Here is a 10707-nt window from a genome sequence, read left to right as displayed (position 1 = left end):
TTATATATAGGAGTATAGGATGAAATTTCAAATGATTGCTACAGATTTTGCCATCGATTTAGGCACTAGCAATATTTTAGTATATAAAAAAGGCGAAGGTCTTATTATAGATGAACCATCAAGTCTGGTTCTTGATGAAAACCACACCAAGGTTGTTGCTGTTGGCCAACAAGCTAAGGATATGTTGGGAAAAACCCACGAAGATATCCAAGTTGTAAAACCAATAAAAAATGGAGTTATAACTGACTTTAACCTCACAGAGGCGATGCTAAATTACTTTTTTGCTAAGGTTAATCCTGGCTTTAGCCTAATTCAACCGAGAGTTGTAATCGTTGTGCCATCTGGCATAACTGATATCCAAAAAAGAGCTGTAGAAGATGCAGCCCTCCATGCTGGAAGTAGGGATATAATCTTAGTTGACGAATCTCTTGCAGCAGCCTATGGCATGAACCTTTCGCCAGACGAACCTAGGGGAATCTTACTTTTGAATATGGGTGCAGGCACTAGCCAAGTTGCAGTTATTTCCTTAAATGGAATAGTAGTTTCAGCTACAATTAACAAGGGTGGCGACTATTTGGATGAAAAGATCGTAGATTATTTCAGGGATGAAAAGGGTCTTGAAATTGGAAAAAATACAGCAGAGCAAGTCAAAATAAAACTCGCTTCCCTTAAAATCAAAGACGGAAATAATGAAATGGAAGTAAATGGTAGGGACCTAAATGATGCGAGACCAAAGACTGTAAATGTCACCTCTAGTGAGTTGGTTTCATGTATCCTTCCTTTTGCTGATGAAGTCTGCGAAATGATTCTTGAAGCACTTGAGAAAACCCCACCAGAAATTTCTTCTGATATAAAAAGAGATGGGTTCGCCCTATCTGGTTCCTTGTCAAAGCTAAAGGGACTTGCAGAGTATATAGAAAAGAAAATTGGCTTAAAATCATACCATTCAGAAGATCCAGCTACTGACGCAATCCTAGGTGCAGGTCAGATTTTGGAAAATCCTGATAAATTTATTAAGTATCGTAAGTAGGTTACTATGGCATATAAGAGAGTAAAAAAAGATAAAAAACCATTTATATTTACAGTTGTAGGTCTAGGCCTTTTGATACTTATATCAAGCCAAACTGAAGCCTTGTCACAAACAGGTTCTAATCTTGCAAACACAATTTTAAAGCCGGTTGAAAAAGTAACTTATTCAATATCTTCTGCTATGATTGAGCAACTTGAAAGAACTATTGGATCAAAGGAAACTCGTGAACAAGTCCTAAAATTAGAGGCAGATAATAGGTCTCTAGTTATGGAAAATGCAAGACTTTTAGCAACTATAAATAGGGAAGACTTTCTAAAAGAAGAAGCAATCGCAACCAAGGGTTCAGAAAATAAGTACATCAAGGCAAAGCTTGTAAATACTGATGTAAACTCAATGACAACCCATTTTAATATTGACAAGGGTGCAGCTGATGGAATTGAAAAAAACGATATAATCCTCCAAGCTGTTGGGGATAGCAAATATTATACAGGTCTGGTAGGCAAGGTCACAGAAGTTTACCAAACAACAGCTAGGGTTGAAACTATAAATTCAAACGAAAATGACGTTTCCTTTGTAAATGCCAACTCAGGTGATTATGGAGTAATAGATATTTTCAATAAAAATACCATCCAAGGTTATATGATAGACCTTGAAAGCAAAATCAATGAAAAAGATATACTTCTAACAAGTGGTCTGGGAGGTATATACCCTTATGGAATCTACATAGGAAGGGTAGCCACAGTTACCATGAGTGAAGACTCACTTAGGAAAAATATTACCATCAAATCTCCAGTAGATTTTTCTCACCTATACAGGGTCTTGGTTTTAAAACATGATTCGGCATATTCAGAAGATGAGAAACCAGAAAGTAAGGAGAAAAAGCAAAAGGAGGGTCAAATTTATGAATAAATTCAAAAGCTTTTTAGTTTTGTTAATTAGTTTTATCTTGCAAACCTCAATTTTTGCTAAAATTGATATTATGGGAGCCAACCTAAATATAATAATTCCTGCAGTTATTGCCCTGGGACAAATCTTGCCAAATAGGACAGGAAGAGTTGGGGGACTCATTGTTGGACTTTTTGAAGACTTTCTTTTTACAAGCCTAATTGGAGTCAGGGCCCTATCTTATTACCTAATTGGGGTAATCTCTTCAGGAGAATTTATAAAGCTAGGCAAAGACAAACAAACAGGGATGCTTATCTGCTTTATATCAACAATTTTTAATTTTTTATTGGTAAATGGTATTTATTATATTTTTGGTAAAAGTCTAAATTCCATAACAGGTTATTTGGGTATAGAAATCCTAGTGGAAGCTGTATTCAATTCGCTTATTTACTTAGTTTATTACCAATTGATCAAAAAAATAATGTATATACCAACCTATAGAATTTAGGGGATTTTATGAGAAACACAAAAGAAAATAGACTCATTTTTATCCAGGTAGTCGTAGTGCTAGCCATTGTTGCAATAGTAGTTAGACTTTTTAGTGTAATGATTTCCAAGGGAGATTATTACAGGGACTTATCTGACAACAGAAAAGTAAAGGAAGTCGATGAACTTGCAAGTAGGGGCAATATCTACGATAGAAACGGCAAAATCCTTGCAACATCTATTCCTTCCTTTGCAGTTAAGCTCTACAAAGATGAATTGATGGCCTTGGATGATACAAAAAGAATAGAATTAATAGCAAATTTGGTAGATATCCTAGAAGAAGACGGGGTTAACTACACAGAAGATTTCAATATAAGATTAAATACCTTTATATATAAAAATAAAAATGATTATTTCAAGAAAAAGGAAATGCCTATCGAAGAAGTTGTCAATAAGCTAATTGACAATGAACTTATAGATGAATTTTTACTATCTACATACAATGAAGATGGAATAAAGTATGAAACCTTAAATACAGCCATCCTTGCCCTCAAGAAAAGAGGCATAGATGTGCCGGTCCACATTAGCCAAAAGAATGGAAAGCTTAAGGTAGAATACAAGAAAAATTATGAAAAGAAATTAGCATCAATTGGCTACACCAAGGACGATGACCCAATAGATGTAATCCTAGAATCTGTTGGCGAAGATAAGTCAGTCCTTTTATCAATCTTACAAAATGCTAATGCGAGAGTCCTTGCTTATAGGATTTTAAATTCAAATAAACTTTTAGGCAATCTTGCAATTAAAGCTTACTCTGTAAAAAGTGATCAAGATTTAATCGAAAAAAAAGCAAGGCTTCACAAGGTCTTCAAAAAAATCAGCTTAGATTCAAAGCCATCTGATGATTTTTGTGAAATTGTAAAAAATGCCACAATCAAAGATGTTTTGACCTCAGCTATGGTAGATGATAAGGGAGCCTATATAATTCCTGCCGATATGCTTATAGAAGAGCTGGAAAACAAAGGAATTTATGCAAACTTTGAAACAGAAGTCATTACCAAAACTAAAGACGACAAAAACCAATATTCTGTAGATGTTAGGTTCAAAAATCCTCAGGCAGGCTCTGCTGTGGATGAATTAGCAAGACTTGCTGAGGAACATGGTTTAATTAAGCCACTCATTTTATCAGAATATGTAAAATATATGGCACAAAATGCCAATACAAAAAATAACATTTATCCAAATATAGATATAACAGCAGATGACCCAGAAGATTGGGAATATACTTTTACAAAAGATAAAAAAGATTTCTTCACCCACTATGCAAATAAGGATAGGGCAAATTCAACAAAAGAAACTGTCGATATCCTTATGAAGGAAAAAGACTGTCAGAAAATCTTGGAATACTTAAAAAAGGTCAGTGGACTTGATAAGTACAATGATATTGAAGCTGTTGGAATTTTAACAATAGATAATACCTTAAATAGGCAAGGCTCCTTTGGTTATAGGCCAATAAATATAGTTTACAACCTTGATGAGTCAACAGTTTTAAAAATCGAAGAGAAAATTGATTCGGCATCAGGTGTAGTAGTTGAAACTATCCCTATAAGATCTTATCCAAATAGAAATCTCGCCAGTCATGTTTTAGGCTACATGGGACCAATTGCAACAAATGAAGAAGTAGATAAGTATGTAAAAGAAAGAGCCTACCTAAGGGACGAAATCATTGGTAAAACTGGTATAGAAGAATCCTATCAGGATAATCTTAAGGGAAAAAATGGTAGGTCGCTTGTAACAGTTGACTCTGCAGGAAATAGGCGAGAGACCATATCCCAGACCAAGTCGGAACCTGGTGATGATGTATATTTGTCAATTGATGCTAAACTTCAAAAACAAGCCGAAGATTCTCTAAAAGGTGTCCTAGCGGCCCTAAGAGAAACTGGAGTTTATGAGTCTGAATTTGGTACTTTTAGGCCTTTTAAAATGGCACCACACGCTGAAAGTGGAGCTGTAGTAGTCTCTGACGTAAAGACTGGTGAAGTATTGGCCCTAGCATCGTATCCAAATTACGATCCAAACCTATTTTCAACTGGAATTTCAACTTCCGACTGGGAAGCTCTCCAAGTTGAAGATAGCGAAGGCCCACTTGCTCCAAGACCTATGCTAAATATAGCCACACAAACTGCTGTAATGCCTGGTTCTACCTTTAAACTTGTATCTGCCCTAGCAGCTCTAGAAAAGGGATTAGACCCATTGGCTGTAAATAATTGCCACGGTTTTATGGAAATTGGTAACAGGAGATTTTCTTGCCTAATTTACACAGAAACAGGAATGACACACGGAGAGGAGAACCTCTACGGAGCCATAAGAGACTCTTGTAACTACTATTTCTACACCCTAGCCCTCGGCGAAAATCCAGAAGACGGAGATACACTTACAACCAAGCTAGAACTAAATGATATAAGACTGGCTTGTGAAATGTTGGGGCTAGACGAAGAAACAGGTATTGAAATAAATATACCAAAAGAAGCCAGGGGTAATGTACCTTCAATAGGTAAAAAAGTTGAAGTTACAAAACTCATGCTCAAAGAATATTTGGAAAAAAATCTCACCCTATTCCTAAAAGAAGGGGTCAAGAAAACCAGAACTGAATATGAAAAAGATATAGCAGATATAGTTAAATTTACAGACAATCCTAGTGAATGGACAAGAAAGGCTATAGTTGATTTCTTTGATGATAGGGGATATGATTCCTTAAAAGTCCTCCAAGGCCAGAGAGATGGGCTTGCAGATACAATCAAATACACCTACCTCAACCAGGCTGAATGGGATATAACTGATATGCTAAACATAGTAATCGGCCAAGGACAAAATTCCTACACACCAATTCAAATGAACAGGGCAATAGCAACCCTAACAAATGGTGGTTACCTAAATAAATTTACCCTAATAAACAAGGTCAAAAACCATGATTCCGGTGAAGTATTATTTGAAAATGTTCCAGAACATCAGAGAATAGATGTAAAAGATAAGAAATATCTAGAAGACATCAAATACGGAACCCTATTAGTAGCAAAGAAAAATGCTGTTTTAAACCAACTCCCACTAGACATTGGTATAAAAACAGGTACAGCAGAAGTAGAAGGTAAAAATCCAGACGGAACAGACTATGACACCTACGCTTGGATGGTAGGCTTTGCGCCATATGATAACCCAGAAATAGCAATTTCTATTGTCTTAACCCAAGGTGATACATCCTACAATGCATCTCCAATAATGAGAGATATAGTGGCTAGGTATTTTGATCTCAATGTTAAGATGATTGACGCAGAACCAACAGCAGAAGACATTCAAGATTTAGGTGAATCTGCAAATGGTCATGACCATAACCATGAACATTAGTTAAGAGGAAAATATGCAAATATATCTAATAAATGGAAAAAATAATATAGGAAAAACCGACTTTGCGGTAAACTTAGCGGAAAGACTCTCAGAAAACAAGATGGTCTTGCTCACTTCACTTTTCAGAAGTGACCAGTCAAATATCGAAGATTATTACAAAAAAGACGGGATGATAAGCTACGACATATCTGACTATTTTCTAGGCATATGCGATCTAGAAAAGGTTATGGTTGAAGAAAATCCAAACCTAAAATTTATTATAGCTCCCCTTATGGATGATAAATATGATATTAGGGTTCAAGATGTTTACAACCTAATAGATGAGGTAGATGCTGATATTATCATTCTAGATAATCTTTATCTTTCTATAAAGGATGCAATAAAAATTGAAATCCTAGATAAGGAAGACATAGATAAAGATGTTCATGCAGACTTTTATTTTATCAATCGCTGCGATCAAGATTTCGATCCAAGACCATTAAGGGATAAAATCCTAGGAAAATCTGCTACTTATCTAGGTTTTGTCAAAGAAAATGAATACTTTAAAAAAGTTATAGACAATCTTTTGGCAGGACAAGCAGAGCCAATAGGAAAGTTAGGATTTTTTGAAAAATTAAAGAGGATTTTTAAAAAGTGAAACTAATCTTAGACGATAAAAAAGAAAAAATCCTTATGAGGGTAGAAAACGAGAGAGTCATGGAAGTTATTTTCTATGACTCTCTTCTTCATAATATATATAGGGGAAAAGTCCTTAATAAAATTGATAGTTTGGGCGCTTATTTTGTAGAAATTTCCCAAGGAGAAACTTTGTACCTAAAATCAACTCTAAACTACAAGATAGGTGATAATGCAATAATCCAATATGTAAGAGAGCCAGCGAATGGAAAATTAGGGCTAGCAAGCGAAAATTTCCTACTAGAAAACTCAGCCTACACCCTATCTAGGTATCCACTCAGGAATAGACCAAAACTTAAAAAGGGCATGGCAAAAGATGAAAGTTTGTATAGGGAGATTTTAGAGAAAAAAGAATGGCTAATAAGGGAAGAAAAATTTTTTCCAAGTCCAAAATTCTTGCTAGAAAATTCCGTAAAAGACACCTATCTCGAAGCTTTTAAAGATTACGAAGTTAGGGACTTTGATATAAGAAATTCAAGGGAATTTTCAAAAGTTAAGGAAAATCTAAAACAAACTGACCTGGCCTTTAAGGACTTATCTATAATAATTGATGAGCTTAAGACCCTAACTGTAATTGACGTAAATACGGCTAGTAGAAAGTCGAAATCAAAGAAAAAAGATTTTCTCTTGAATATCAACTTAGAACTCATAGATTTTATTGCCTATAATTTGAAATTAAGAAATATAGGTGGGATGGTAGTCATTGATTTTTTAAGGTCTGAAGGGGAAAAAGATATAATAGAAGCTTTTAAAAAAGCAATGCTAGACTATAATATTGAAGCAGAAATATTTGGTTTTAGCAAGATGGGACTATTTGAGCTTTCTATAAAAAGAAGAGGCGATAGTTTAAAGGCAAACCTTGCGAAAAGATCATTACTTTTCTAGGTTAAACGCTTTTACTAAAGCCTCTTTTTCTTTCTTTGTAAGTTTTTTTATCCTAGCCTCAAGTTTAAGTGCCCGGGACTTGCTATCGACTCTCTTATAGTAGACAAGTTTTACAGGAAGTCTAGACCTAGTGTATTTAGCACCCTTGCCTAAGTTGTGGGTCTTAAGCCTAGCTTTGACATCATTTGTGTATCCTGTATATAAGGAATTATCACCACATCTTAAGATATAAACAAAATTCATTGGGAAAATCTCTCATTAAGGACAAGGTTTATGATATCAATATCAAAACCCTTGCCAGCAAGGTGCCTAAAAATCCTAGCCCTATTTTCATAAGAAAAGTCATTTTTAATTTTCTTATCAGCGAAAAATCTGGCCTTCTCAGCCTCCCTCTCATCATCAATGAGAGATATGTAATCATCGATAAGGTTCTCATCAATATGCTTTTTCTTGAGCATAAAGCGAATTTTGCCCCTGGACCAAGAAGAAATCTCATCCTTATCCCTGATATAGGACTTGACATAGGCTTCGTCATCTAGAAAGCCATATGAATCTAAATAAACGATGATTTTTTCTATTACATCTTCAGAAAATTTTTGGTCCTTAAGTTTTTGCCTGATTTCATAGGTAGACTTTTGCGAATAAGAAATCTTATTTAAAGCATAATTTTTCGCCCTGTTAAATTCATCGTTGGCAAGGATTTGCTTGTAGGTAGGAAAATCAATCTCCTTATCTACTTCAAAACCATTTTCATAATATAGGTCATAGTCAACATAAAACTTCTCGTTTGAAATCGTAAGTCTAATAAGGTTGTATTTATCAGAATACTCTATATTTTCGATAATCATTTCATAGTCAAAATAGCATTATATACTAGGGGAGCAATCATGGCTATGGCGATAACAATCGCAAATATTTTTAACATTAATTTTCTTGTAGTTTTCATAATTCACCTCTCTAGATATTCTACTACAAAGAAAAGAAAAATAAAATAATAAAAAAATTTGCATTAATTATAAAATCATGGTATTATTATATTTGTCAGTAGGAATGACCTTAGATGATTTCTTAGGAAAATTCTTAAAAAAATTATAAAAAATTTGACAAGACAAAAAATAAGTAGTATACTTATATAGTCAGTATGAATAGTGAAGATACAAACGTGGTGGGTATAGTCCAGTTGGTTACGACACCTGGTTGTGGCCCAGGAGAGCGTGAGTTCGAATCTCACTACTCACCCCATGCGGGATTGGCGGAATTGGCAGACGCGCTAGACTTAGGATCTAGTGGGAATTTCTCGTGAAGGTTCGACTCCTTTATCCCGCACCAAACACTAAAGAAGCATTGGAAACAGTGCTTCTTTTTTTGTGCCTATCTGCAAGCCATAAGATTTAAATTTTAAAAATTTTATAATTTATGCCTAAGTCTTTTGGGGTTAAAAATAAAAAAGACTTTATGTAAAAAGAACTTGGCGAAGTCTCTTATAATTTTATCCGAAACAGACTCCGTAGCCTTAAATTGGAGCGATATTATTTTAAGGCAAGCAATGATATATATAAGTCGATTAAATCAATCTAAGGGCAATTTATGGTCGATAATATGGTATCAGTTAAAAAAGCCAAGAGCTTATCAAGGGCGATGAGTTTAGGTCATGGCGAATGACTATGGAGGAATATCTTAATCAGATTAAGGCGACTGAGGATAATGCCCTATTGCTTGAACTTAATACCTTGGCTATGAGGTCTAGGATTAATAGACTTGAAGCCTTGCAGGCTGAAATATTAGCCCAGTCGGCTATTATTGCAAGCTAGGAGGAATATGAGCTTTTGGCGACTCTTGACAATCGAACATCTTCTATTTGTCAAGAAAAAGATGGCAAGCATTATCCAGTCGATGATATCCAGGTCGGTATCAATTACCCGCCTTTTCATCCTAATTGTAGGACTACGACTATCAAGTATAGGGAAGATTATGGTGATAGGAATAGAATGGCCAAGGATAAGAATGGGAAGAATATTAAGGTTCCTTTGGATTTGAAATACCAAGACTGGAGAAAGTGGATTGATACAAAATATAAAGAAAATACATTTGAAGCACTAACAAAAAATGAAAAGCAAGCTATTATGAAATATAAGTCTTCAGAAAGCTATAAGATCAATGAAAAGTTGTATAATAATTACAAGCTTAATAATAAAGAAATGGAATTTGTAAGAAATCTTGATAAGGCATTAAATAAAATGCCTGACTATGAGGGTGACTTGGTTAGAGATTTGTATTTCTTTGATAAAAACAGTATGAAAGACTTTTTAAATGCTCATGAAGTCGGTAATACTGTAAATTATAAAGCATACACATCTACTACAAAAGCAAGTTCATATAATGATATGACTAATGTAAGAATTTATATAAATAACTCAAAAATGGGTAAAGATATATCAAGTATAGGGCTTGATGAAGAGGAAGTTTTATATCCAAGAAATACTGAGTTTATAGTTAATTCTATAAGAAAGTCCCCAAATCTTGTAGAAATTATTCTTAAGGAGTTATCAAATGAGTAAAAATGAACTGACTGAAGAAGAAAAGCAAGAATTATTAACAAATAGGTTTACAGCTCCTTTTAAAGCTGAAGTTACAGGACATAGAGAATTAACAGAGGAAGAGAAAAAAGAAGCTGAAGAGTTTTGGAAAAAATTAGACGAAAGAAAAAATAAAGATAAGCACTGATAACTTATTGTTAGAGGTGCTTTTTTAGTACAAATTAAATAAATAATTGAGACGGTGTGAAAGCCGTCTTTTTTATTGTCTTTGACTCACTCGACGTAAAAGAAGTGTGGAAATATATGGTCATACGGACCTTAAACGGGGGTAGGAATGAAAGATTTATTTTTAAGAGATATTAAATTTGCTAATTATTTGACACTATCTTTTATTTAACATAAAATAGAATCAACAGGGGAGCTTATAGCTGAGAGGAAGTTTTGACTTCGACCCTTTACTTGATTCGGATAATGCCGGCGTAAGGAGTCTTTTATTTTTGCTAACCCTGGGGTTAGCTTTTTTTATTTGCTTTTCTGTTAATATATTTTTAAAGGAGTATTATGGAAAATTTAAAGCTTAAAAAGCTCGTTTTAGCATCATTTTTGGTTGCCCTAGCAGTAGTAGGATCAACATTTTCATTTCCGGTATTTTTTTCTAGGTGTGCACCTGTCCAACACATTGTAAATATTTTTGCGGCTGTCACCCTTGGACCTTTTTATGGTATTATAATCGCTTTTGTGGCTTCAGTTTTAAGGAATATGGCTGGGCTAGGAAGTCTTATGGCTTTTCCTGGTTCAATGTTTGGC

The 10707-nt window shown here is 34.5% G+C and carries 12 protein-coding genes, 2 tRNA genes, 1 pseudogene and 1 riboswitch; of the genes and pseudogenes, 13 read left to right on the top strand and 2 right to left on the bottom strand.

The window, feature by feature from the left end:
• The first annotated feature begins 19 nt into the window (after positions 1–19).
• From RQ907_RS05480 to RQ907_RS05455, 6 genes are read left to right on the top strand one after another with little or no spacing between them, the layout of a single operon-like run.
• Positions 20–1030 (top strand): rod shape-determining protein, encoded by a 1011-nt coding sequence (locus RQ907_RS05480; protein WP_311492374.1) that lies wholly within the window; start codon positions 20–22, stop codon positions 1028–1030.
• A 6-nt stretch (positions 1031–1036) separates the two neighbouring features.
• Positions 1037–1939, top strand: a complete 903-nt coding sequence (gene mreC / locus RQ907_RS05475) for a rod shape-determining protein MreC (protein WP_311492373.1) — start codon at positions 1037–1039, stop codon at positions 1937–1939.
• On the top strand, positions 1932–2423 hold the full coding sequence (gene mreD, locus RQ907_RS05470; RefSeq protein WP_311492372.1) for a rod shape-determining protein MreD: 492 nt from the start codon (positions 1932–1934) through the stop codon (positions 2421–2423). Before mreC ends, mreD begins: the two co-directional genes overlap by 8 nt.
• Before the next feature lie 8 nt (positions 2424–2431).
• Positions 2432–5803, top strand: coding sequence for a penicillin-binding transpeptidase domain-containing protein (locus RQ907_RS05465; RefSeq protein WP_311492371.1), 3372 nt, complete (start codon positions 2432–2434; stop codon positions 5801–5803).
• A gap of 13 nt (positions 5804–5816) precedes the next feature.
• The gene (locus tag RQ907_RS05460; RefSeq protein ID WP_311492370.1) at positions 5817–6440 is read left to right on the top strand and encodes a hypothetical protein; all 624 of its coding nucleotides are present in this window, start codon (positions 5817–5819) and stop codon (positions 6438–6440) included.
• On the top strand, positions 6437–7363 hold the full coding sequence (locus tag RQ907_RS05455) for a ribonuclease E/G (RefSeq protein WP_311492369.1): 927 nt from the start codon (positions 6437–6439) through the stop codon (positions 7361–7363). The genes RQ907_RS05460 and RQ907_RS05455 overlap by 4 nt, the downstream gene beginning before the upstream one ends.
• Here RQ907_RS05455 and RQ907_RS05450 read toward each other — a convergent pair.
• The gene (locus tag RQ907_RS05450) at positions 7352–7606 is read right to left on the bottom strand and encodes a GIY-YIG nuclease family protein (protein ID WP_311492368.1); all 255 of its coding nucleotides are present in this window, start codon (positions 7604–7606) and stop codon (positions 7352–7354) included. The two genes, RQ907_RS05455 and RQ907_RS05450, sit on opposite strands and share 12 nt — an antisense overlap.
• Positions 7603–8211, bottom strand: a complete 609-nt coding sequence (locus RQ907_RS05445; RefSeq protein WP_311492367.1) for a RecX family transcriptional regulator — start codon at positions 8209–8211, stop codon at positions 7603–7605. Before RQ907_RS05445 ends, RQ907_RS05450 begins: the two co-directional genes overlap by 4 nt.
• A 317-nt stretch (positions 8212–8528) precedes the next feature.
• Between RQ907_RS05445 and RQ907_RS05440 the strand changes: the two genes are divergently transcribed.
• The 7 genes and pseudogenes from RQ907_RS05440 to RQ907_RS05415 form a co-directional block, all read left to right on the top strand.
• A tRNA-His gene (locus tag RQ907_RS05440) sits at positions 8529–8605 on the top strand.
• Position 8606: 1 nt separating this feature from the next.
• A tRNA-Leu gene (locus tag RQ907_RS05435) sits at positions 8607–8692 on the top strand.
• A gap of 335 nt (positions 8693–9027) precedes the next feature.
• The gene (locus RQ907_RS05430; RefSeq protein ID WP_311492366.1) at positions 9028–9174 is read left to right on the top strand and encodes a hypothetical protein; all 147 of its coding nucleotides are present in this window, start codon (positions 9028–9030) and stop codon (positions 9172–9174) included.
• A 15-nt stretch (positions 9175–9189) separates the two neighbouring features.
• Positions 9190–9306, top strand: a pseudogene (locus RQ907_RS08400) (minor capsid protein); the annotation flags it as partial.
• A gap of 45 nt (positions 9307–9351) precedes the next feature.
• A complete protein-coding gene (locus RQ907_RS05425) occupies positions 9352–9921 on the top strand; it encodes an ADP-ribosyltransferase (protein WP_311492365.1) in 570 nt (189 codons plus the stop codon).
• Positions 9914–10087, top strand: coding sequence for a hypothetical protein (locus RQ907_RS05420; RefSeq protein WP_311492364.1), 174 nt, complete (start codon positions 9914–9916; stop codon positions 10085–10087). Before RQ907_RS05425 ends, RQ907_RS05420 begins: the two co-directional genes overlap by 8 nt.
• Positions 10088–10304: 217 nt before the next feature.
• Positions 10305–10403: riboswitch (TPP riboswitch) on the top strand.
• Positions 10404–10461: 58 nt separating this feature from the next.
• Positions 10462–10707: energy coupling factor transporter S component ThiW (locus RQ907_RS05415; protein WP_311492363.1), on the top strand; the 246-nt coding region annotated here is incomplete at its 3' end.

It is taken from the genome of uncultured Anaerococcus sp. (genome assembly GCF_963510575.1).
In the GTDB taxonomy this organism is placed as follows: Bacteria; Bacillota; Clostridia; order Tissierellales; family Peptoniphilaceae; genus Anaerococcus.
This window is presented reverse-complemented; position numbering and strand designations above follow the sequence as displayed.

What these genes read in the sequence shown, in the direction of transcription:
- RQ907_RS05480 (WP_311492374.1), top strand. Translation starts at nt 20, where the DNA reads ATGAAATTTCAAATGATTGCTACAGATTTTGCCATCGATTTAGGCACT.
- mreC (WP_311492373.1), top strand. Translation starts at nt 1,037, where the DNA reads ATGGCATATAAGAGAGTAAAAAAAGATAAAAAACCATTTATATTTACA.
- mreD (WP_311492372.1), top strand. Translation starts at nt 1,932, where the DNA reads ATGAATAAATTCAAAAGCTTTTTAGTTTTGTTAATTAGTTTTATCTTG.
- RQ907_RS05465 (WP_311492371.1), top strand. Translation starts at nt 2,432, where the DNA reads ATGAGAAACACAAAAGAAAATAGACTCATTTTTATCCAGGTAGTCGTA.
- RQ907_RS05460 (WP_311492370.1), top strand. Translation starts at nt 5,817, where the DNA reads ATGCAAATATATCTAATAAATGGAAAAAATAATATAGGAAAAACCGAC.
- RQ907_RS05450 (WP_311492368.1), bottom strand. Translation starts at nt 7,606, where the DNA reads ATGAATTTTGTTTATATCTTAAGATGTGGTGATAATTCCTTATATACA.
- RQ907_RS05445 (WP_311492367.1), bottom strand. Translation starts at nt 8,211, where the DNA reads ATGATTATCGAAAATATAGAGTATTCTGATAAATACAACCTTATTAGA.
- RQ907_RS05430 (WP_311492366.1), top strand. Translation starts at nt 9,028, where the DNA reads ATGGAGGAATATCTTAATCAGATTAAGGCGACTGAGGATAATGCCCTA.
- RQ907_RS05425 (WP_311492365.1), top strand. Translation starts at nt 9,352, where the DNA reads ATGGCCAAGGATAAGAATGGGAAGAATATTAAGGTTCCTTTGGATTTG.
- RQ907_RS05420 (WP_311492364.1), top strand. Translation starts at nt 9,914, where the DNA reads ATGAGTAAAAATGAACTGACTGAAGAAGAAAAGCAAGAATTATTAACA.